Here is a 21641-nt window from a genome sequence, read left to right as displayed (position 1 = left end):
CTATTTGTTGGAATTCGTCTCTCTCAAGAATTGCTGCCTGGAAATATTTTCTTTGGGCAAAAATTCATAAGCCTTTTTCCATTCTTTTTTCTTTAAATCTCCATTTTTGATGGATTGAATAAAACTAATCCATGCAAAAGGATTGGTTAAAGAAAGCATAGGACTAGCAAAGAATGTCTTGTTTGCCTGCGCAGAGACCATTTGATCTGAAAAGTTTCTAAAATTAGCCGATGCGCCCATGCCAGCCTGTAAGGCAAAAACGTTCAGTTTTGATTGTTCCAAATTATTGGCCAAAATACCTCTCTGCTTTTCATCTCGCAAGCGCATTTTCAAGAAGGCTTGTTTAAACTCCTCCTCTGAGCTGTGAGGAAAGACCTTTACCTCGGATAAAATTTTAGATTCCTCAGAAAGTGAAATTATGGCCCTATGTACCTGATCCGTATTTTTAGGGATGATGTAATATTTCTTTTGATAACCTACATAGGTAAATACCAAGCTATCACCTGGGAAAACATACATCTCAACCATGCCAAAATTATCACTGAGAGCCCCCCGACCCGCTTTAGGATTGTAGACATAGGCTAAAGGTAAATCTTCTGCTTTACTGGCTGTCACCACTCTACCTAAAAACAAAACCGTTTTATCTTGGCCTTGCGCCAAAACATCTTGACCAAGACATGCTAGCAAAAAGAAAAGTCCGAATAATCCTCGTTTGTCAATTTTCATCGAGCTGCACTTCATAATGTTAATTTCAACCTCAAATATACGTTGGCTTAACGAATGAAAATTAAAATAATTTTAAAAAGGTGATAATAAATGGAATAGATAACAACAAGCCATCAAAGCGATCTAAAAATCCTCCATGACCTGGTATCGTATTCGCTGAATCCTTAATATTAATACTGCGTTTAAATAAAGATTCCACTAAATCACCATAAGTACCTGCCACCACTATGATTCCCCCTATAGCAAACCATTCCCATACTTCATAATTGGTAAAATAACCTGAAATTATATAAGCTGTCAGCATGGCGCAAATCAGTCCTCCAATTAAGCCCTCCCAAGATTTTTTAGGAGAAACTCTTTCAAACAATTTAGTTTTGCCAAAATAGGTTCCGGCAAAATAAGCCCCAGAATCACTAGCCCACAACAAAAATAAACAACCCATTATAATATTAGGGTCATAAGTACCTGATCGCATAAAGGCCAAAACCGTCAATAAAGCAAAAGGCAATGCCACATAAATAATCCCTAAAAAGGTGAATGCTATGTTTTGAAAGGGCTTTCCGTCATTGGATTTATATAATTTGATAAAAAATATGACCGTTAATAGTGGAGACAATATGTAATAATTATGATAACCTATCATACCTTTCTCAATAAAAAATGTCAGCAAATGCAAGACTACTCCACAAAAGGTACCATAAAAGGTCAATGGTAAATTCCCCTCTAAACTTCCCACTAATTTATAAAACTCCAACTGGGCTAACACTCCAATCAACAAAAATAAACCCAGAAAAGTATAATCGTTGAAATTAATACAGAACAACAAAAAAGGAATAGCAATTAAGGCCGCAATTACCCTTTGCCATAAATTACTCAAATTTGATAATCCCATAGATAAAATTAATTCATTGATTCTTTGATGGCTAGTTGAGCCGTTTCCAAATGATCTTCATGTACATATAATTCGTACACCCCAAGATTATATGGGCTAACCTTTTTATTGATTACCACGGCTGGAATGTCATAGCGCTCCATTAACATCGATTTTTGTAATTCCAAATCAATGCCATTGGAAGAACTTCCCACTAAAACCCAATCCATCATCATAACTCTTCTTCTTTTTGTTGATGTAATAAACGAATGTAATATATAAAGAAGATTAATGAAACTACTGACGACCAAAAAGGAATTACTTCCCCCACTTGTTCCGGATCCAAATCAATTACTTTTTCCTGATGTAAATAGGACAAGGTTAATGTCCATGCATTATTAAAAAAATGCGCTAATATGGGTAACCAAATATTCCTAAACCACACGTACAAATACCCAAAAAATGCACCTAGTATCATTCTTGGGATAAAGCCATAAAATTGAAAATGAATAAAAGAGAATATAGCCGCAGACAACCAAATAGCCGCATGTGCATTCCCCAAATGCCTTTCAAACAAATTTTGCAAAGCCCCTCTAAAAAACAATTCCTCACCAATGGCCGCCATTCCTGCGATTACTGCTAGGGCAGTGACAAAATCCATGGGAGTCTCAAAATTCAGTAAAAACTTAGTTAGCCTAGCCATATTATCCTCAGAAGCTCGCATCCAAGTTTCCAAAGCCTCATAACCAGGAGGTAGAATAATGGACTGATTCCATTCAATAATAAATTCCATCAAGGGTATAGATACTAACAAAGCGATAATAGCCCAAGAAAAAATCCGAAGAGAAGGCGCAGTGATAGGACTCAAATCATATAAAGTCCTCTTTTCAATAAATCGTAGATAGGCCCAAGTACCTCCTACAAAAGAGAACAATGAAACAAACCACTGCAATGCCATAACCCCCTTAAAACCATCTTGATATTTCTCTGGATTTGCCATGAAATCCAACATCAATTTTTGAAATTCAGGTACATTGTCAGCAGGAATTTCCAATATTAAAACCACCGCCATTAATCCAAAAAACTGCCCTAAAAAGCTCCCTAGGAGAAAAAATCCTAATAAACTGAGCAACTTTGAAATTAATCCAAACCAACGCGCGGGTCCAGAAATATAGTTTTCTTCCATAATGGTAGTAAATTTACTGAATTTTTAATGAGAATGGTAAAAATAGGCAACATCGAATTAGGATCTTTCCCTCTGCTTTTGGCACCCATGGAAGATGTATCTGACCCTCCTTTCCGCGCGGTTTGCAAAGAGAATGGAGCAGACCTGATGTATACTGAATTTATATCCTCTGAGGGATTAATCAGAGATGCTGCCAAAAGCGTTCAAAAGCTAGATATTTTTGAATATGAACGCCCAATTGGTATTCAACTTTTTGGCTCATCCATAGAAACGATGGCCTCTTGTACCGAAATTGCCACACAAGCCGGACCTGATTTAATCGACATCAATTACGGTTGTCCAGTCAAACAGGTGGCTTGCAAAGGTGCCGGTGCTGCCCTTTTGCAAGATATTCCCAAAATGGTCGCCATGACCAAAGCTGTGGTGGACGCGACTAATTTACCTGTTACCGTGAAAACCAGATTGGGTTGGGATGAGTCTACCAAAAACATTGAAGATGTAGCTGAAAGATTACAAGATATAGGTATTCAAGCTTTGAGCATCCATGGCCGTACACGTGTACAGATGTACAAAGGCGAAGCAAATTGGGAATTAATTGCCAAAGTCAAGAATAATCCTCGGATCAAAATACCTATTTTCGGAAATGGAGACATTGATACCCCAGAAAAAGCCTTAGAATATAAAAATAGATATGGTGTAGATGGTATCATGATTGGACGAGCCACCATCGGTTACCCTTGGATTTTCAATGAAATCAAACATTTTATCCAAACAGGCACCCATTTAGATCCTCCTAATTTAGAAGAACGTATTCGGGTTTGTCAGAGTCACCTCGATTTCTCCATTCGTTGGAAAGGAAATCATGGGGGTATTGTAGAAATGCGCAGACATTATGCCAATTATTTCCGAGGCATGGATCATTTCAAACCGTTCAGAAGTAGATTAGTTACTTCTCATTCCTACGAAGAAATATCTCAAATTTTGAGAGAAATTGCGGAGCATTATCAGACAGTTGTCCATGAATAAAGAAAAATCAGTCCAACAAAAAGTTCCCACATTATGGGTGGCTTTGGCCATTGCAGCCATTTCTATCATCTGGGGGAGCTCATTTATTTTAGTTAAAAAAAGCCTTAGCACCTATTCCGCTATGGAGGTGGGAGCTTTACGTATTGTTTCGGCAGCTTTATTTTTTTTTCCTTTATTCATCAAAAGAAGAAAGTACATTCAAGCCAATCACTGGCCCTCCTTTCTCTTAGCTGGATTAACAGGAAATTTATTGCCAGCCATTTTATTTTCCATAGCTGGGGAACATTTGCCTAGCGCCTTGTCTGGAATGTTAAATGCCTTTACTCCATTATTTACCTTGATCATTGGTATTCTCCTATTCCAACAAAAATTTGAGTTAAAACAAACCGGAGGAATCGTTTTGGGTCTAATTGGATGTATAGGCTTATTGGTAGCAGGTAAGAGCTTTAGTCTTCAATTCAACGTGCATGCTCTTTGGGTGATTTTAGCTACCTTCTTATATGGCATCAATTTACACACCGTAAAATCTAAATTCTCTGATATCCACCCCCTCACTTCCACCGCTGGGGTATTCATGCTCATTGGTCCTTTAGCCCTGATGCTTTTAGCTTACTCAGGCTTCTTCGCCCGTCCCCTGTCTGACCATGCTGCTATTTGGCCGCTAGTTGCCGCCATGGCCTTAGGACTTTTCGGTTCAGCTATAGCCATGGTTCTCTTCAATCAATTGATCAAGTGGACCAATGCCCTTGTGGCCAGTTCGGTCACTTATTTAATCCCAATCGTGGCCGTCATTTGGGGTTTATTGGATGGAGAAAGTATTTATTGGTCCCAAATCGTATTCATGTGCATCTTACTTTGGGGCGTGTACCAAGTTAATCAGACCAAAAACTGATAATATCATCATGTCAAAGGTAAAACTTTAGAATACCAAACAACTTATATTTTCCATGGCTAGATTGCCTAGACCTAACAAATAGGTTCTATATCTAGCCATGAACGAGCTCATCCTAAGTCAAATTTGGAGCAAACAACGCTTCAACCCCAAAAACCTGCAAACTCAGCAAGGCGAATTTCTCCAAATCATCCACCCTGGCTATCTAAATACACATGCTGGTGCGGATTTTCAAGAGGCTCACATCATCCTAGGACCTATGGCTTGGATTGGATCGGTGGAGTTGCACGTATTGTCCTCTGATTGGCTTGCACATGCGCATCACCAAGACAGCGATTTTGAAAATGTGATTTTGCATGTAGTTTGGAAAGCAGATTTACCTATCTATTATCAAGATGGACGTGAAATAGCTACCTTGGAATTATGCCATCGGGTGCAAAAAGAAAACTTAATGGAATTGGCTAGAGCCTCGACCAACAACCTAACTTGTCAACCCTTTTTTCAGGAAGTACCACATGAACTAAAAACTCAAATGCTCACCCTTTGTGCAGAAAAAAGGATGAAATCAAAATGCAGAGCCGTCTTGGAACTATGGCATTGCAACCAACAAGATTGGGAGGAAACCTTCTATCAGTCTCTGTGTAAAAGCTTTGGTTTTGGACTTAATGCTGAACCTATGTTGCGACTTAGCAGGGCCATTCCTCTCAAATTAATTTGGAGAAATCGAGATAGACCTTTAAGCATAGAAGCTGCCATGATGGGGCAAGCAGGTATGTTAGAAGAACCCATCAAAGATGAGTACCATTGGGAGCTTAGAAGAGAATACATTCATCTCAAAAAGAAATACCAATGGGAAGAATCCTATTTAAAACTGTCTGATTGGAAATTTTTACGCCTTAGACCCGCCAATTTTCCAACCATCCGCCTCGCACAGTTTGCAGAAGTTATACGGAACAATTGTTCCTTAATTTCAATTTTACTAGAATTCAACGACCTGAATGTCATACGAAAACTATTTGAGCTTAGCGCGGATTCCTATTGGATTAAACATTACCATTTTGGGAAAATGAGTAAAAAACCCCGCAACCAAATTGGAAAATCAACCTTTCAGTCCATTTGTATAAACACCTTCATTCCCCTGCTTTTAGCTTACTCAGAAGTACATCAAAAACTACATTATACCGAAAAAGCATATCGATGGCTTTTTGAAATGGAAGCAGAGCTTAATGGTATTACCCGTATTTATATCCAAAATGATTTGGTCATTAACAATGCCCATGATTCTCAAGCCTGTTTACATTGGTATAAACACTACTGTCAACCTAAAAAATGCTTGGATTGCTCCGTGGGTAAATTTATCCTACTCTGATTTCAAAATGGGGCCTCTTTTACCTATACCATTTTCATTGAAAGCCTCAATTTGAAAATAATAGGTTCTGTCCTTATCCATGGATTTAAAATAATACTCATTGGCTCCAAAGACTTGAACTGAGGTGTATAATTTATCTGGTGCGATACCTGCATATAGTACATATCCAGTGGCCTTGGGGTCATGTCGCCATTTTATCCATGCCGACCTTTTATCATGCTCTCCTCGGAGAACTACAAAATCCTTAACTTCTTTTGGCATTTCCCCATGCCCCTTCCCAAAAACCCTCAATCCGCTGATGGCAAATTTCCCTGCTGCCATGTGCTCATTTACCAATTTGATATATCTAAATTCCCCCGGCTTAACCAATTCCACATAATCGTGCGGCACATCCGTTTTATTGTTTGATTTATCAACGATTAATTGCCAAATTTTACCATCCTTACTAGCCAACACTCGGTATTGATGGTATATTCCAGGTATTTTACCCAAAAAACTTGAATCTACATCTTGATCCGCGTAATTGATTTGTACGGCATGAACAGTGGAAATTTCCCCTAAATCAGACTCGATAAATTCCCCCTTTTTAGCTGAGGTCGCCGACCAATACGTTTTCATTTGTTCATCCACTGCAAAATTAGCCCCATAACCTGGCAAGCTAGATGATACCCGCACAGGCTTATTATAATTCAACAGCATCCATCCAGTAAATAAATCTGAGGGCTTTTCAAAAGTCGAGGTAGGCATTTTATGCGGATAATCTCCATAAGCCGTTTCTGTATACAAAATACCATCTGCATCGAATCGACTAGGCCATAATCCTAAACGCCTTTCAAAGCTATTTTTAACGGCAATAGTTATAGTAGACACATGCCACCAATTTCCATATTGTCCTTGAAAAGTGGCTCCATGACCGGCACCACGAGTAAAACCACCAGGTTTAAAGGAAAAGGGATTGTGTGCCTGATAAGTAAATGGTCCCAAAGGCTTATCTGAAATATAGACTCCATCACCATAAGATGAAAACTCCGTACCCGGTGCGCCATATTGCAAGTAATATTTTCCGCGGTATTTATTCATCCAAGCCCCCTCCATAAAGGGCTTTAAAAAGGTATTATCCTGATACTCCCCAAACCTTTCCCAGCCATGTACTTCATCATTCAAACGAATCAACTCCTTTCTCTCTCCAGTAGGCTGCATGGTCTTACGATCAATCTCCTGACCATACATCGGATAGAAATTGCTAGAACCATGGTACAAATACAGCCGACCATCATCATCCAGAAAAAAAGCCGGATCCCAAGCTCCCGCGGTAAAGGCGTGTACCGATTCCCGCCAGGTATCAGTATCAGGGGAACTGCTAGACCAAAGGGTAAAATCTTTGGCATAAGTAGATCCAATCACGTATAAACTATCACCCATGGCGAAAACCGCCGGAGCACATAATTCATCATATACTCGGTGATAAGGTTGCAAAAATCTTCTAGAAACAAAATTCCATTTCAACATATCCTTACTCCACCAATAGCCCCATTGATTGGTTGAGAACAAATAATACTTATTCTTAAAATAAGTTATCACAGGATCCGCTGTGGCCCTGTGCCTACCCGCTTCAGAAAAATTGGGAATCGGGGTAAAACCGTAATCCAAGTTCATCGGATTACAATAAGTAGATTGTGCTATAAGAGAACTATTATCGACTGCCAAACAAATGGCCATTATCCATGTTAAGTAGAGGGTTTTCATCATTTTGATTCGAAAATATTGCTTAAAATACACATTGATAACGATAAAAACACCAATTTTACAAAGACAAAATTATATATCCTTTATGAAAAAATATACCGGTATATGGAGCGCAGGGATAATCATCCTTTGTTGGTCACTTCACTTGATATACTGGATTCAAACGCCACTTAATTGGAATAATCCTTTTTTATATTTGGGCATATTGATTCAAACTCATCTCTATACAGGTCTTTTTATTTCGTCACATGATGCCATTCACGGAGTAGTTTCTCCAGAATTTCCTAAGTTGAATCATGGTATCGGCCGACTATGTGCCACTTTATTTGCCTTTAACAATTATAGTCTTTTGAGGAAAAAGCATCACATGCATCATGCTTACGTAAATACGGACCAAGACCCAGATGTACATCAGGGAAACTTTTTCATTTGGTGGTTTAAATTTATGTTTCAATATGTTCACTGGACACAGATTCTGGCCATGGCTATTACTTATAATGTTTTAAAAATTTGGTTTCCCATGGAAAACATCATCCTGATTTGGGAATTACCTGCCATCCTTGCCACCCTCCAGCTGTTTTATTTTGGCACTTACTTGCCTCACCGAGGAGAACATGAAGCAAATAATATTCATCAATCCAGAAGTCAGACCAAAAATCATCTTTGGGCCTTCATCTCTTGTTACAATTTTGGTTATCATTATGAGCACCATGACAAGCCCTTTTTACCTTGGTGGAAATTAACGGAAGCAAAGGAGCAAAACAGCCAAATTTCTATCTGATAGATGAATATTTTTTCTAAATTTGCAGCGCACATAATCGACCCCAAACATCCCAATGTCTGAACCCAAATACAAACGAATCCTACTAAAACTTTCTGGTGAAGCGCTTTCCACTCCCACAGAAGTGATTGACCCACATATTTTAGATCAATATGCCGCAGAAATAAAAAAAGTACATGATTTAGGGGTTGAGGTGGCCATTGTTATCGGAGGTGGAAATATTTTTAGAGGTGCAAGTGCCGCCAAAGCGGGAATCGATCGAGTTCAAGGAGATTATATGGGTATGCTAGCCACTGTAATCAATGGAATGGCCGTTCAAGCTTCCTTAGAAAAACATGGTTTATATACCCGCATGATGACTGCCATTAAAGTGGAAGCCGTATGTGAGCCTTTTATTCGTAGAAGAGCCATGCGCCACCTAGAAAAAGGTAGGATTGTCATTTTCGGAGCTGGAACAGGTAACCCTTACTTTACTACTGACTCGACCGCTTCTCTTCGTGCCATTGAAATCGAGGCCGATGTAGTTTTAAAAGGAACTCGTGTAGATGGCGTGTATACTGCCGACCCGGAGAAAGATCCCAATGCTACTCGTTATTCTCATTTAAGCTTCTCTGAAGCTATCAGCAAAGGCCTAAAAATCATGGATACCACGGCATTTACTCTTTGCCAAGAAAATAAATTACCGATTATCGTGTTTGATATGAACAAAATTGGGAACCTATGTGATTTGGTTTCTGGAAAAGAGGTAGGTACATTAATTAGTTAATAACAATCAAATTACATGGAGGAGATAGAATTTTATATCGAAGCAGGACAAGAAACAATGGAAGGTGCCATCAAACACCTTAATATTGAGCTTTCAAAAATTAGAGCTGGAAAAGCCAGCACCAATATGTTGGATGGTTTAATGATTGAATATTATGGAGTTCCAACTCCAATTACAGGTGCGGCATCCATCACAACTCCTGATGCCCGAACCATTGCTATTAAACCTTTTGAAAAAGGCATTTTTGGTGAAATCGAAAAAGCCATTCGTAATTCTAGCTTGGGCTTAAACCCAATGAATGACGGAGAATTAATTCGTTTGTCGATTCCTCCCTTGACAGAAGAGCGCAGAAGAGATCTAGTAAAACGCGTTAAACAAGAAATTGAGACTGCCAAAATCAATATCCGTAATGCTAGACAAGATGCCAACAATAGCATCAAAAAACTAAAGGGTGAAGGAGTTGCAGAAGATGATATCAAAGCAGCTGAAGATCGTATTCAAAAATTAACGGATGCTTTTGTAGCCAAAATAGATCTAATATTTATGGATAAGGAAAAAGACATCATGTCTGTCTAGTTTTTCATCCCCAATAAAAAAGCTGGTCCTTAGGCCAGCTTTTTTATTTCTCAAAATTTGAAATGCTAAAAATACTCTTCAGCCTTACCCATGGCATAGCCTATTTCCAACATTCTGCGAATGTCCAATTTGTTGAAATTTTGTATATCAATAGACAATGGCTGAATGGGCCTAATGGAAATAATGGACAAATCGCTGCGCTGATTTTGGATAAGTAAAGCTTCCTTTAAATCTGCATTTAGAATTTCATTGACTGCTATATCCATCACCCGATCAACCAAAGCAAGCAAATCACCTGTATCAAAAATCCCACCTTCAATGGTCTGAGTGTGGCAACTGATACAAACAATGTGTTTTCCACCATCTTTAATAGCTTTTTGTAAGGGTGCCACATCGCGTAAACCTCCATCTAAAAAACTCCGCCTCTTATCCTGGTTAATATTCACCACGGGCATCAATATCGGTACAGCAGAGGAGGCTAATAAATAATCAAAAAAATGCTGATAACTAGGATCAACGTAATGAATACCCCCCTCAATAATATTCACGGCACCGATGCGCATTTCAATTGGACTAGCCTGAAGATTACGCATATCCAAAACTCCTTCAACAAGTTCTCTTAATGGTTTGGTGCTCACCAAACCTCGAAACTTTTTAGTAAGAGCCGACCACCCCAACTCAAATATGCCTAGAGGTTTCGATAAACACTCGGGGTGTGTAATTCTCGTTTCCCAAAAATCCCATAAATCTTTCCCCGCTTGAGGGAAATTTATGGGTTCTCCACTTAACTTTTGCCTTCCAAACTGGTCAATTAAATAAGCAGCGTTTAAACTACCTGCCGAAATACCATAAATTAAATCTGGCTGATAACCTCTTTCAAATAATGCTCGAATCACTCCTGCTTGAAATGCTCCTTTCACTGAGCCTCCAGCTAATGCCAAAATCTTACTCATAAATTTGGATATTGAAAGGTCAATTTGTCTTAAATTGTTTTAAATTTACGAAAATTAACAAGCCTAGAACTTCTTTCTCCATTAATATGTCCTACTCGCTTTCATCAATTCAAATACCCATAGAGGAACCGATGAAAGCATTCGAAGGGAAGTTTCGTCAATTCATGCGTTCCAAAGTCATGCTATTGGATACCATCATGAATTACATCATCCAGCGTAAAGGAAAACAGATGCGTCCCATGTTTGTATTCCTCTCTGCAGGAGTAATGGGTGAAATCAATGAAAAAACCTACCGCGGGGCTGCTCTCATTGAATTGCTACACACAGCTACCCTAGTACATGATGACGTTGTAGACGATTCTAATTACCGGAGAGGTTTTTTCTCCATCAATGCTATTTGGAAGAATAAAATTGCCGTATTGGTAGGAGACTATCTGTTGTCCAAAGGCCTTTTACTGTCCATTGAAAACGATGATTTTGATTTACTAAAATCTGTTTCCACCGCAGTAAGAGAAATGTCTGAAGGGGAATTATTGCAAATAGAAAAAGCTAGAAAATTAGATATTACTGAGGATATCTATTTTGATATCATTCGTAAAAAGACTGCTACGCTTATTTCAGCTTGCTGTGCTGTGGGTGTACAATCCGTAGGTGCCAGTGAAGAAAATGTTCAAATTGCTCGCGACTTTGGTGATCGAGTGGGCATAGCCTTTCAAATCAAAGATGATCTTTTCGATTATGGTGATGCAGAAATAGGTAAACCCCTAGGTATAGACATTAAGGAGAAAAAGATGACATTACCTTTGATTTATTCTCTACAAAACACCAATTCAGGTACCAAGAAAAGAATCATTCATTTAATTAAAAATGATTCTGAAAACCCAAAAAGTATTCGGGAAGTTATTGAATTTGTTAAAAATACAGGTGGATTAGAATATGCTACCAAAAGGATGCATGAATTTGCTGCGGAGGCCAGAGAAATACTCAATAAATTTCCAGAATCCAAGTATCGAAATTCCTTAAATGATTTGCTTGGATATACCATCGAAAGAAATAAATAGACGCCTCCAATAAATTAGCTTAATTTAAAGGGCACAAAAAAAACTGGAAACCATGGGCTTCCAGTTTTAAGCACTAAACTACTTTAAAACAAAATCTTATCTCGGACGACCTCCGCCCATTCCTCCACCTCCAGTGCCTCCACCCATTCTTACTCCTCCTGGCATTCCCATTGGTTGAGCTTGAACTGGCTGCGGTGCCGCATCTCCACTACCACTATCTTTTTGGTCGTCGTTATTCACTGATTTCTTCCTCTTGGTTCCTGTGAAACTCATTTTACCAATACGGTATGAGAAATTAACCTTGAAGTTCATGTTACGCATCGTATTAAATCCAACTTGTGAAATAATTGGAGTAACCGTCTCGCTGCGAATGACCATCTCGGAGGTAAAGAAGTTCTCCGCTCCAAAACCTACACTTCCCTTCTTGTTTTTGAAATCCTTCTTAAAGCTTAAGCTGTAAATTCCAAAACCACCACGCTTACCTTGTAATTGAATCTCATTAGCACGGTAAAAAGAGAATAGTTGCGCCCCCCAGCCATTGCCTAAATTGTAGTTACCAAAGATGCGGAAGTTAGAAACTAATCCTTCATTTTTTGCATTCAACAATGGATCAGGAACATTATTTGCCAACTTCAAATAAGAGAAGTCAGCCCCTCCACCAATCATCAAGCGGTTAGTTAAATTGGCATTGATATTTAAGTTTAAACCGTACGCATCCTCATTTCCGATGTTGACAGAGCGTGTTTTAACTGTATCTCCTATCACCTCACGAATTTGGTTAATCGCACCAGTCGTATTTCTCATGAACAAAGCAGAAGAAATGTAGAACGACTTAATGTATTTACTGTAACCAATCTCATAATTGTGTGTAAACTCTGGAGCCAGGTTTGGATTACCCGTTGAGATGTTCAATGGGTTTGTTGCATTCACGTTTGGATTTAAGAATTGAACCGATGGACGTTGAATACGCTTGTTATAACTGAATCTCCAAGTACCAGACTTAAATGTTTTCGACATATTGAAGCTAGGTACAATAACTCCGTAGGGAGGAATGCTCAAGTTCTGACCCTCTTTCTTTAAGAAGCTAGCTGAAATATCAGTGTGCTCATAACGTGCACCCGCTTTAACACTCCATTTGTTTTTAGTGGTTAAGGTATAAGAAGCATAAGTACCCCAGATATTTTGATTGTAATCAAAAACGTTGGTAGGTAAAGTTGCTAAATTCACTTGATTATATCCTGCTGGATTATTTCCAGATGGATTAATGAATGATTTATAATCGGAGGATGCATTTCTCAAGATTCCTTTTGCTCCAAATTCCACCATTTGATTTTTCAAAATAGGAGTCTGGTAATCCAGTTGAAATGTAGCCTCTTCATTATATGCCAAGTTCTCATTTTTGATGGAACTTAAAATTTGACTCATCGTAGCTTTTGGGTTCATGATGTCATTGTAGAAATCACTAGTACGGTTGCTTCGACTGTACATAGACAAAATACTAAATTCTTTTTGTGGAGTATCATACGTATGAGAATAATCAATATTCAAATCCACATTTCCAGAAGCATCGGAAGAGTTAGTATTTCTCAAACTAGTCAAAACCCCATTACGAATCTGTTGTAAATTATCTTGATAGTTATTACCATTTCTTACTCCAAATCTAGATGAAGCCGTAATGGAATTGTACTTGTTAATATCCCAATCAAAACCTATTTGATAATTACCGAATAGATTGTTGGTTCTACTTTCAGCTGTTTGAAAGTTAATAGTTTCCACACCCTGACTTTTCGTGGTTTGAGTATTTTCATATTTTCCAGTCACATTGTACTGAGAACGGCCAAATCCACCCAATGACATGCCCCAAGTCTTATTACGGAAATTGCCATTTAAAGACATATTAGATCCCCTCACACCCACACTGGAATCAAAACCTAAAGTAAGGCCTTGTAAAGTGTTCTTTTTAGTTACAATATTAATGATACCTGCAGAGCCCTCAGCATCGTATTTAGCTGATGGAGACGTAATTACCTCTACCGTCTTGATCATATCCGCTGGAATCTGTTTTAAAGCATCGGCCACATTGGCTGCCATGATGGAAGAAGGTTTGTTGTTAATCAATACCTTAATATTGGTAGAACCTCTTAAAGAAGGGTTACCATCCAAATCGACAGATAACATAGGAACTTTTTTCAAAACGTCAGTAGCATCCCCTCCTCTATTGGTCTGATCACGCTCTGCATTGTAAACAGTACGGTCCACTCTTTCTTCAATCATGGCTCTCTGACCTTCTACGGTAACTTCCTGCAACATCTTGGTGGAGGATTGCATTTTGATTACTCCCAAGTCATGGTCGTCTTTCTTTGCGCTGATATCAATGAAGATAGTTTTGCTTTCGTATCCTAAAAATGAAATAACAATTTTATAACTTCCGACCGCCACTTTATTCAAGGTAAATTTTCCTACTTGGTCAGCTACCGTTCCATCTACTGGACGATTAGTCGCTTTATTGATTAAAGCTACCGAGGCAAATTCCACTGGTTTATTGTCTGTGGAATCCAAGGCATAGCCTATAATTTTTGCATTTCCTTTCGGTGTAGCAACTGCTGGTGCAGGAGTTGTTCTTGGAGGAGCACCAAACCCACCAGGTACCTGAGCTTTAAGCTGTCCTGCACATACTACTAAGGCAATCAGAGCGAATAAGTTTTTCATAGTTTATTTTATAATTGGCTTTTTGATTTTAATAAGATAAAATCGACTACAAAACTGTTGTATTCCATATAAGTAATTTCTTTTTTGCGACCAATAGTCATAATTTGTAGGTCAATTTCAAGGATGCAAAACGTCTACAAAACATGATATCTATAAAAACTCCTCGCTTAAAATTAATTCCTCTGGACCATTCATTACTGGTCACTTGGAAAGAATATGGACGTGAAGCATTAGAATCTCAAATAGGTTTACAACATAATTCCTGGGAACTTGAAAAGTTTTACCATGAGGAAACCCTATCTGCTCTTCAAGATTTTTGGATTCCTATGACTAGAAAATTTCCCTTCGATTTTATTTGGTATACAAATTGGGAAATTATCCTAATGGAAAAATCCTGTTCTATAGGGGGAATTGGATTTTCGGGATTACCCAATAATGAGGGCTTTACCGAGGTAGGTTATTGTTTGGATAAAAAATTTAGAGGAAAAGGATATGCCACCGAAGCACTTCAATATGCCATCGAATGGGCAAGTCAAGATATAGACCTCAAGTATTTAGTAGCAGAAACACCCATAGAAAATTTTGCCTCTCAAGCGGTTCTGAAAAAAAACCAATTCATTCAAACGGGTCAAAAAACACTCATCCAACCAACAGGCTTAGAAGTATTTACTTGGAAGCTCCTTCTTCGAAATGCTTAACTTAATTCTGCTATTTTGTTTCCTTTCGAGCATTTTTCGGTATTTTTACTGAATTAAACTAGCCAAACCCTGTCAAGGACCTCATCTTATGCATCATTTCACTTCCATTCACGACGCCTATAATATTCCGCAATTGGTTAATGAAGCCCTTTTAATGAAAAGAGCTCCCTTTTCCGATTGTTTTATTGGAAAAAATAAAACCATCGGATTATTATTTTTTAATTCAAGCCTAAGAACGAGATTGTCCACGCAAAAAGCAGCGCAAAATCTAGGAATGAGTGTCATGGTGATGAATGTAGGAGCAGACTCCTGGCAACTGGAAATGAACGAGGGAGTCATCATGAATGGCGACAAGGCAGAACACGTTTCAGAAGCCGCTGCCGTGATTGGTCAATATTGTGATATTGTCGGGATTAGAAGTTTTCCTAGTTTAACCAATAGAGACGAAGATTATTCCGAATTGGTATTAAAACAATTCATGAAATATACCGGCAGACCCATTCTTAGCTTAGAATCTGCTACTCGCCATCCCTTACAGTCCTTGACCGACCTTATTACCATTCAAGAATTTAAAAAAACAGAGCGACCTAAGGTTGTATTAACTTGGGCTCCGCATGTAAAAGCCTTACCTCAATGTGTACCGAATTCATTTGCCGAATGGATGAATCATGCGGATGTAGACTTCACTATTGCCCATCCTAAAGGTTATGAATTAGCTCCTGAATTTAGCGGGTATGCGAAAATATGTTATGACCCTAAAGAAGCATTTGAAGGGGCTGATTTTATTTATGCCAAAAACTGGTCGTCTTACCAAGAATATGGAAAAATCCTTAACTCAGATCCCGCTTGGATGGTCACCATGGAAAAAATGAAACTAACCAATGATGCCAAATTTATGCACTGCTTACCTGTCAGAAGAAATGTAGTGGTAGAAGACGCTGTGTTGGATTCTGAGCATTCCATAGTAGTTCAACAAGCTGGAAATCGTGTTTGGGCGGCTCAGACAGTACTCAAAGAGATGCTTTTGTCACTAGCTAAAAAAGAAAGTCCCTATTTATTTTAAACACATGAGCGCAGCCCTTCCCAAACTTCAGGTGATTAAAATAGGAGGAAATGTCATAGACAACCCTCCTCTATTGGAAGCTTTTTTGACCGATATTTCCAAAATCAAATCCCCCTTTGTCCTAGTTCATGGAGGCGGAAAAATTGCCACTGAAATGGCTAAAGAACTAGGAATACAAAGCCAAATGATTGAGGGTCGTAGGGTAACTGATACTGCCAGTTTAAAGATTGTCACCATGGTATATGCAGGCTGGATCAATAAATCCATCACGGCAACCTTACAATCTAAGCAGAAGAACGCGCTAGGTTTAACGGGGGCAGATGCGGCACTTGTACTTAGCAAGAAAAGAAAACCTCATCCCATTGATTATGGTTGGGTAGGTGATATTGAACAAGTAAACGGAAAAGCTTTACATGAATTAGTGCAACAGGGATATTATCCCGTATTTGCCCCAATTACAGCAGATAAACAGGGGCAACTTTTAAACACTAACGCAGACACCATGGCCCAAGCTATCGCCATAGGTTTGAGTGAGTTTTACGAGGTAACCTTAACCTATTGTTTTGAAAAAAATGGGGTATTAAGCAATCCGGAAGATGATAACTCCGTGATTCCACATATCCATGAAGCCTCATTCCTACAATTGAAAGAGCAAGGAATCGTAACAGCAGGAATGATTCCAAAATTAGAAAATGCTATTAAAGCCATATCTCAGGGTGTTAATACCGTTCGGCTTTGCCATGCAAGTCAGGTATTATTAAATGAAGGAGGCACTAAAATTACTGCATAGATGTGCAAAGATTCTGACTATATAGAAGCCAAATCCCTACTATCACAGCTGATAGAATGCCCTTCATTGAGCAGAGAGGAAGCAGGTACCGCTCAAATTATTCAGTCTTTTTTAGAACAAAAAGGGATAAAACCTCAACAATTTTTACACAATATTTGGGCAGTCAATGCACATTTTGACCCTAAAAAACCCAATATTTTACTCAACTCTCATCACGATACGGTAAAAGCCAATGACTCCTGGACATTCCATCCATGGGAGGCGACAGAAAAGGAGGGTAAACTCATCGGTCTGGGGTCCAATGATGCTGGCGCTAGCCTGGTTTGTTTGATACAAACATTTTGTTCTTTTTATGATAAAAAGGACTTACCCTTCAATATCGTTTTGGCTGCAACGGCAGAAGAGGAAATATCAGGAAAAAATGGAATCGAAGCCCTTTTGCAATCACCTAGTTTTCCCACAATTGATTGGGCTATTGTAGGTGAACCGACGGATTGTCAAATGGCCATAGCTGAGAAAGGGTTAATGGTCATCGATGCTATTGCTCATGGAATTGCTGGGCATGCCGCCCGAAATGAAGGCGTCAATGCAATTTATGTGGCCATGCAGGATATTCAAAAAATCGCCAATTTATCTTTTAAAAAGGTGTCTCCTGTTTTGGGACCCGTGAAGACAACTGTTACCATCATTCAAGGAGGCAAACAACATAATGTCATTCCGGACACCTGCGAATTTACCATCGATTGTCGAGTGAATGAATGTTATAGACTAGAAGAAATTCTTGAAATTTTACAAAAGGAACTTTCTTCAGAATTAAAGCCTAGGTCCATCCGACTTCAATCCAGTAAAATGGAGGAAAATCATGTAGTATGCCAGGCAGCAAAAGCATTGGGAATCGAACTTTTCGGCTCACCTACTCTTTCTGACCAAGCATTACTAAAATGTCCTTCAGTAAAAATTGGCCCTGGACATTCAGGCAGATCTCATACAGCAGATGAATTTATTTACTTAGATGAAATAAAACAAGGTATTCAGATCTACCAAGATTTACTATCTGAAACCATTGTTCAATACCAACATAAAACCTTATAGACGTGGCAAAACTTTGGCAAAAAGCAAATCAAACAACCGATGCTAAAATTGAAAAATTTACCATTGGAAATGATCCAATATATGATTTACAATTGGCCCATTATGACGTATTAGGCTCTTTGGCCCATATTACCATGTTGGCGGAAGTTGGGCTATTGAAAAAAGAGGAACTTCTTCCACTGGCTAAAGAGTTAAAAGTAATTTTGGCTTCCATTGAGGCAGGAGAGTTTGAAATTGAGTCTGGCATGGAAGATGTACATTCGCAAATAGAATTCCTACTAACCCAAAAATTAGGGGATATGGGCAAGAAAATTCATGCAGGACGCTCCAGAAACGACCAAGTTCTTGTGGATTTAAAATTATTCATGAGAGCGGAAATTCAGGAAATAGCTGAAGCAGTTGAACAGTTATTTCAACTCCTTATCATTAAAAGTGAAGCTCATAAAAATGATTTGCTGCCAGGATATACTCACTTGCAAATAGCCATGCCCTCCTCATTCGGATTATGGTTTGGCGCTTATGCTGAAAGTTTAGTGGAAGATGTGGAGTTACTTGAAGCTGCATTTCGATTAGCCAATAAAAATCCACTAGGTTCAGGGGCTGGATATGGCTCATCCTTCCCATTAGACCGCCAGCTAACCACCGACTTATTGGGGTTTGAATTCCCACATGTCAATGTAGTTAATGCCCAGTTGTCTAGAGGCAAAACTGAATTTTACCTATTAACTGCCATCAGTCAAATTGCCACAACCTTGAGCAAATTGGCCATGGATGTTTGCTTATATAATTCGCAAAACTTTGGATTTATTGAACTACCAGATTCATTGACAACAGGTAGTTCCATCATGCCACATAAAAAAAACCCAGATGTGGCGGAATTGCTTCGCGGAAAAGCGAATAAATTAAAGGCACTGCCTAATCAACTACAGCTATTGACTAGCAATTTACCTTCTGGATATCACAGGGAGTTCCAGTTAACAAAGGAACTCTTAATGCCAGCCATAGATGAAATTAAAGACGGTTTAGAAATTACCCGCTATTTAGTAGAAAATATGAAAGTCAAATCAGATTTATTAAGTCCAGAAAAATATGACTTACTTTTTAGTGTGGAGGAAGTAAATCGCTTAGTGGTTCAGGGAGTTCCATTTAGGGAAGCCTACCAACAAGTAGGGCAAATGATTGAAAATAATCAATTTGACGGAAGCCAAAGAAATATTCACCACACTCATTTAGGAAGTATAGGAAATTTAGGCTTAGATCAGATTCAAGCACAAAAGAATCAAGTATTTCAACGTTTTGGATTCGATAAAGTGAATCAAGCCATTGCCAAATTAATTGCTGGCTAACATTTTTTGGACGTATTTCCCTACGATATCAAATTCCAAGTTGACCCAATCACCCACTTTGAGTTGGTGAAATACCGTGTGCTCATAAGTATAAGGTATGATGGCCACAGAAAAATCATTTACACCTGAATGTACTACGGTTAAACTGGTACCGTTAACACAAATGGAGCCTTTGCTGACGGTGACATGTTCTTTTGCCGCAGTATATTCAAAAAAATACTCCCATGAACCTTCATAAGTCAAAATCTTGGTGCAAACCGCTGTAGTATCTACATGGCCCTGTACAATATGCCCATCAAATCGAGCATTAGCGGCCAAGCAACGTTCTAAATTCACTTTTTGGCCTATTACCAAAGAGCCCAAATTGGTTTTCGTCAACGTTTCCTCGATAGCTGTTACTCGATACTTCATTCCATCAATTTCCACCACCGTTAGACATACTCCATTATGTGCCAATGATTGATCTATCTTCAATTCATGGGTAAAGGGTGAACTAAACCAGAAATCAATGTTGCTTCCTCGCTCTATTCTTTTCTCCAAAGTGCCCATGGCCTCCACTATGCCTGTAAACATCGAATTAAATTTTATATTTTTGTTTCATTCAAAATTACACCCAATCTTATGAAATTCAATAAATGGATTTTGATTCTTGCCTTAGTAGCTTTGGTCCTAATTGTTATTAGTATTCCCAAAAACACCACTAGCTCCCTATCTAAATCACAAGAGGATTCCTTAGCAGTCATGAAACATCGAAAAGACAAAGACCTTTCAATGAAGGAACAAGAAGATTCACCCATCAGGGATAAGGAAAATTTTGAAGGCTTGCATTATTATCCTTTCTCCAGTACTTGGCAAATTGAATTTGATCTAGAGAAAAGCGATCAGGTGGGTAAAATATCCATACCTATGACAGATGGTACTAAAGAAGAAATGATTTACGTGGGAGAAATTTCTGCTAATTTAAATGGCCAAGCTGTTCGCATGAAACTGTACCAACATGATAATGGAGATTTTTTTCTTCCATTTAAAGACAAAACCGCCCCCACAGAAACCTATGGAGGCGGTAGGTACTTAGATATACCCCTAATAAATCTAAACGGTAAAAAACTTAAGGCGGATTTTAATTTGGCTTACTTCCCGTTTTGTGCGTACAATCCGGATTATGCTTGCCCTGTTCCCCCGGCGAGTAACCAATTAAACTTCAGTATTTCCGCGGGTGAAAAATTTTAGTTTACTTGGTTAATAGATGCTGCACCGGATAAATCTTTGCTGATGTTGGGTACACCTTTGTAGGATACTTTGGAAGCACCCGATGCATCTACACGTAAAGTTTTTTGGCTTTGAATACTTACATGGCTAGCACCACTTGCCTCCACATCTGTATCGCGAGCTAGTAAGTCAGTTCCTTCCAAATGGCTTGCACCAGAAGCATCTACATTTAACTTCCCAACACGTCCACTAATATTTAATCTAGAAGCTCCGGATAGTTCTACATTGAGCTTATCAGCATTAACTTGATGCAATTGGCCTTTAGAGGCTCCCGTAAATACGAAGTTCATTTGCTCCTCATTAGTAAAACCTTCTACTTCAACCCGACAAGCGCCGGAAAACTCTGCATTGGCTAAACGAGGCATTGAAATAACCAAACGTACTTTTTTACGATTCTTTCCCCAATTAAATCCCCAACTTCTGTCCTTGTACAAAACCTTAAGTGTGCTTCCATCAATATCTACCTCTAAATCCTCTACATCTTCCTGACGGCCATAAGCTGCTAAGGAGTATGTATTTCCTTTCACTACTTTAATTTCAAAAGCATGACCTAAGTCTAAGTTTTGAAAACCGGATACTTTAAACTTTTTTGAAAAGTCTTCAGGCGAAGCCCATGCCACGACTGACATCAATAAGGCTCCCAATAAAATGAATAAACTAAATTTTGTTTTCATGTGTTTGTATATGTTTGAATGTAGATAAGATGAAACGATTGAGCAAA

Annotated in this window: 22 protein-coding genes; 13 read left to right on the top strand and 9 right to left on the bottom strand. The window is 38.7% G+C overall.

What is annotated here, in order from left to right:
- From ESB04_RS06530 to ESB04_RS06515, 4 genes are all read right to left on the bottom strand, one after another.
- Positions 1–726, bottom strand: a complete 726-nt coding sequence (locus tag ESB04_RS06530) for a peptidase associated/transthyretin-like domain-containing protein (RefSeq protein ID WP_129026921.1) — start codon at positions 724–726, stop codon at positions 1–3.
- Positions 727–787: 61 nt separating this feature from the next.
- The gene (locus ESB04_RS06525) at positions 788–1618 is read right to left on the bottom strand and encodes a phosphatidate cytidylyltransferase (protein WP_129026920.1); all 831 of its coding nucleotides are present in this window, start codon (positions 1616–1618) and stop codon (positions 788–790) included.
- A gap of 8 nt (positions 1619–1626) precedes the next feature.
- Positions 1627–1833, bottom strand: coding sequence for a hypothetical protein (locus tag ESB04_RS06520; RefSeq protein WP_235832188.1), 207 nt, complete (start codon positions 1831–1833; stop codon positions 1627–1629).
- The gene (locus tag ESB04_RS06515; RefSeq protein ID WP_129026919.1) at positions 1830–2783 is read right to left on the bottom strand and encodes a CPBP family intramembrane glutamic endopeptidase; all 954 of its coding nucleotides are present in this window, start codon (positions 2781–2783) and stop codon (positions 1830–1832) included. Before ESB04_RS06515 ends, ESB04_RS06520 begins: the two co-directional genes overlap by 4 nt.
- A 33-nt stretch (positions 2784–2816) precedes the next feature.
- Between ESB04_RS06515 and dusB the strand changes: the two genes are divergently transcribed.
- The 3 genes from dusB (at position 2817) to ESB04_RS06500 (ending at position 6070) form a co-directional block, all read left to right on the top strand.
- Entirely contained in the window at positions 2817–3809 is a 993-nt protein-coding gene (gene dusB / locus ESB04_RS06510) for a tRNA dihydrouridine synthase DusB (protein WP_129026918.1), read from the top strand.
- Positions 3802–4701, top strand: a complete 900-nt coding sequence (locus ESB04_RS06505) for a DMT family transporter (protein ID WP_129026917.1) — start codon at positions 3802–3804, stop codon at positions 4699–4701. Before dusB ends, ESB04_RS06505 begins: the two co-directional genes overlap by 8 nt.
- 100 nt (positions 4702–4801) lie before the next feature.
- Positions 4802–6070 carry a DUF2851 family protein gene (locus ESB04_RS06500; RefSeq protein ID WP_129026916.1) on the top strand — a complete coding sequence of 423 codons (1269 nt, stop codon included), beginning with the start codon at positions 4802–4804 and terminating at the stop codon, positions 6068–6070.
- On the opposite strand, the gene ESB04_RS06495 is transcribed toward ESB04_RS06500, so the two are convergent.
- Positions 6062–7819 (bottom strand): family 43 glycosylhydrolase, encoded by a 1758-nt coding sequence (locus tag ESB04_RS06495; RefSeq protein ID WP_129026915.1) that lies wholly within the window; start codon positions 7817–7819, stop codon positions 6062–6064. The two genes, ESB04_RS06500 and ESB04_RS06495, sit on opposite strands and share 9 nt — an antisense overlap.
- A gap of 82 nt (positions 7820–7901) precedes the next feature.
- On the opposite strand from ESB04_RS06495, the gene ESB04_RS06490 reads away from it, so the two are divergent.
- The 3 genes from ESB04_RS06490 to frr are packed head-to-tail and all read left to right on the top strand — an operon-like array spanning position 7902 to position 9939.
- A complete protein-coding gene (locus ESB04_RS06490) occupies positions 7902–8597 on the top strand; it encodes a fatty acid desaturase (protein WP_129026914.1) in 696 nt (231 codons plus the stop codon).
- A 55-nt stretch (positions 8598–8652) separates the two neighbouring features.
- On the top strand, positions 8653–9363 hold the full coding sequence (gene pyrH / locus ESB04_RS06485) for a UMP kinase (RefSeq protein ID WP_129026913.1): 711 nt from the start codon (positions 8653–8655) through the stop codon (positions 9361–9363).
- A 15-nt stretch (positions 9364–9378) separates the two neighbouring features.
- Entirely contained in the window at positions 9379–9939 is a 561-nt protein-coding gene (gene frr, locus ESB04_RS06480; protein ID WP_129026912.1) for a ribosome recycling factor, read from the top strand.
- A 65-nt stretch (positions 9940–10004) separates the two neighbouring features.
- Here the strand turns inward: frr and ESB04_RS06475 are convergent, their stop codons facing one another.
- The gene (locus ESB04_RS06475; RefSeq protein WP_129026911.1) at positions 10005–10892 is read right to left on the bottom strand and encodes a patatin-like phospholipase family protein; all 888 of its coding nucleotides are present in this window, start codon (positions 10890–10892) and stop codon (positions 10005–10007) included.
- A gap of 86 nt (positions 10893–10978) precedes the next feature.
- Between ESB04_RS06475 and ESB04_RS06470 the strand changes: the two genes are divergently transcribed.
- Positions 10979–11953: a polyprenyl synthetase family protein gene (locus ESB04_RS06470; protein ID WP_129026910.1), complete on the top strand. Its 975-nt coding sequence runs from the start codon at positions 10979–10981 to the stop codon at positions 11951–11953.
- A gap of 96 nt (positions 11954–12049) precedes the next feature.
- Here ESB04_RS06470 and ESB04_RS06465 read toward each other — a convergent pair whose 3' ends face one another.
- Complete coding sequence (locus ESB04_RS06465; RefSeq protein WP_129026909.1) at positions 12050–14662, bottom strand: TonB-dependent receptor domain-containing protein; 2613 nt, start codon at positions 14660–14662, stop codon at positions 12050–12052.
- Positions 14663–14805: 143 nt separating this feature from the next.
- Between ESB04_RS06465 and ESB04_RS06460 the strand changes: the two genes are divergently transcribed.
- From ESB04_RS06460 to argH, 5 genes are all read left to right on the top strand, one after another.
- Positions 14806–15360: a GNAT family N-acetyltransferase gene (locus ESB04_RS06460; protein ID WP_129026908.1), complete on the top strand. Its 555-nt coding sequence runs from the start codon at positions 14806–14808 to the stop codon at positions 15358–15360.
- Positions 15361–15448: 88 nt separating this feature from the next.
- Positions 15449–16423 carry a Rossmann-fold NAD(P)-binding domain-containing protein gene (locus tag ESB04_RS06455; RefSeq protein WP_129026907.1) on the top strand — a complete coding sequence of 325 codons (975 nt, stop codon included), beginning with the start codon at positions 15449–15451 and terminating at the stop codon, positions 16421–16423.
- Positions 16424–16427: 4 nt separating this feature from the next.
- The gene (gene argB, locus ESB04_RS06450) at positions 16428–17213 is read left to right on the top strand and encodes an acetylglutamate kinase (protein WP_129026906.1); all 786 of its coding nucleotides are present in this window, start codon (positions 16428–16430) and stop codon (positions 17211–17213) included.
- Positions 17214–18305 (top strand): M20 family metallo-hydrolase, encoded by a 1092-nt coding sequence (locus tag ESB04_RS06445; RefSeq protein WP_129026905.1) that lies wholly within the window; start codon positions 17214–17216, stop codon positions 18303–18305. It begins immediately after the preceding gene.
- Between the two features lie 2 nt (positions 18306–18307).
- Complete coding sequence (argH, locus tag ESB04_RS06440) at positions 18308–19651, top strand: argininosuccinate lyase (protein WP_129026904.1); 1344 nt, start codon at positions 18308–18310, stop codon at positions 19649–19651.
- Here argH and ESB04_RS06435 read toward each other — a convergent pair.
- On the bottom strand, positions 19637–20224 hold the full coding sequence (locus ESB04_RS06435; protein ID WP_129026903.1) for a riboflavin synthase: 588 nt from the start codon (positions 20222–20224) through the stop codon (positions 19637–19639). The genes argH and ESB04_RS06435 overlap by 15 nt on opposite strands.
- 48 nt (positions 20225–20272) lie before the next feature.
- Here ESB04_RS06435 and ESB04_RS06430 point away from each other — a divergent pair, with 48 nt between their 5' ends.
- Positions 20273–20881: a DUF1684 domain-containing protein gene (locus ESB04_RS06430; RefSeq protein WP_129026902.1), complete on the top strand. Its 609-nt coding sequence runs from the start codon at positions 20273–20275 to the stop codon at positions 20879–20881.
- On the opposite strand, the gene ESB04_RS06425 is transcribed toward ESB04_RS06430, so the two are convergent.
- Entirely contained in the window at positions 20878–21594 is a 717-nt protein-coding gene (locus ESB04_RS06425; protein WP_129026901.1) for a head GIN domain-containing protein, read from the bottom strand. The two genes, ESB04_RS06430 and ESB04_RS06425, sit on opposite strands and share 4 nt — an antisense overlap.
- Between the last annotated feature and the right edge of the window lie 47 nt (positions 21595–21641).

This window comes from Aquirufa rosea, assembly GCF_004118285.1.
GTDB classification, from domain to species: Bacteria; Bacteroidota; Bacteroidia; order Cytophagales; family Spirosomataceae; genus Aquirufa; species Aquirufa rosea.
The sequence above is the reverse complement of the archived record's forward strand: the minus strand, read 5'-3'. Positions and strand labels throughout refer to the sequence as shown.

Bases quoted from the DNA above. Each gene is read 5' to 3' on its own strand.
- ESB04_RS06530 (WP_129026921.1), bottom strand. From the start codon at position 726: ATGAAAATTGACAAACGAGGATTATTCGGACTTTTCTTTTTGCTAGCA.
- ESB04_RS06525 (WP_129026920.1), bottom strand. From the start codon at position 1,618: ATGGGATTATCAAATTTGAGTAATTTATGGCAAAGGGTAATTGCGGCC.
- ESB04_RS06520 (WP_235832188.1), bottom strand. From the start codon at position 1,833: ATGATGATGGATTGGGTTTTAGTGGGAAGTTCTTCCAATGGCATTGAT.
- ESB04_RS06515 (WP_129026919.1), bottom strand. From the start codon at position 2,783: ATGGAAGAAAACTATATTTCTGGACCCGCGCGTTGGTTTGGATTAATT.
- dusB (WP_129026918.1), top strand. From the start codon at position 2,817: ATGGTAAAAATAGGCAACATCGAATTAGGATCTTTCCCTCTGCTTTTG.
- ESB04_RS06505 (WP_129026917.1), top strand. From the start codon at position 3,802: ATGAATAAAGAAAAATCAGTCCAACAAAAAGTTCCCACATTATGGGTG.
- ESB04_RS06500 (WP_129026916.1), top strand. From the start codon at position 4,802: ATGAACGAGCTCATCCTAAGTCAAATTTGGAGCAAACAACGCTTCAAC.
- ESB04_RS06495 (WP_129026915.1), bottom strand. From the start codon at position 7,819: ATGATGAAAACCCTCTACTTAACATGGATAATGGCCATTTGTTTGGCA.
- ESB04_RS06490 (WP_129026914.1), top strand. From the start codon at position 7,902: ATGAAAAAATATACCGGTATATGGAGCGCAGGGATAATCATCCTTTGT.
- pyrH (WP_129026913.1), top strand. From the start codon at position 8,653: ATGTCTGAACCCAAATACAAACGAATCCTACTAAAACTTTCTGGTGAA.
- frr (WP_129026912.1), top strand. From the start codon at position 9,379: ATGGAGGAGATAGAATTTTATATCGAAGCAGGACAAGAAACAATGGAA.
- ESB04_RS06475 (WP_129026911.1), bottom strand. From the start codon at position 10,892: ATGAGTAAGATTTTGGCATTAGCTGGAGGCTCAGTGAAAGGAGCATTT.
- ESB04_RS06470 (WP_129026910.1), top strand. From the start codon at position 10,979: ATGTCCTACTCGCTTTCATCAATTCAAATACCCATAGAGGAACCGATG.
- ESB04_RS06465 (WP_129026909.1), bottom strand. From the start codon at position 14,662: ATGAAAAACTTATTCGCTCTGATTGCCTTAGTAGTATGTGCAGGACAG.
- ESB04_RS06460 (WP_129026908.1), top strand. From the start codon at position 14,806: ATGATATCTATAAAAACTCCTCGCTTAAAATTAATTCCTCTGGACCAT.
- ESB04_RS06455 (WP_129026907.1), top strand. From the start codon at position 15,449: ATGCATCATTTCACTTCCATTCACGACGCCTATAATATTCCGCAATTG.
- argB (WP_129026906.1), top strand. From the start codon at position 16,428: ATGAGCGCAGCCCTTCCCAAACTTCAGGTGATTAAAATAGGAGGAAAT.
- ESB04_RS06445 (WP_129026905.1), top strand. From the start codon at position 17,214: ATGTGCAAAGATTCTGACTATATAGAAGCCAAATCCCTACTATCACAG.
- ESB04_RS06435 (WP_129026903.1), bottom strand. From the start codon at position 20,224: ATGTTTACAGGCATAGTGGAGGCCATGGGCACTTTGGAGAAAAGAATA.
- ESB04_RS06430 (WP_129026902.1), top strand. From the start codon at position 20,273: ATGAAATTCAATAAATGGATTTTGATTCTTGCCTTAGTAGCTTTGGTC.
- ESB04_RS06425 (WP_129026901.1), bottom strand. From the start codon at position 21,594: ATGAAAACAAAATTTAGTTTATTCATTTTATTGGGAGCCTTATTGATG.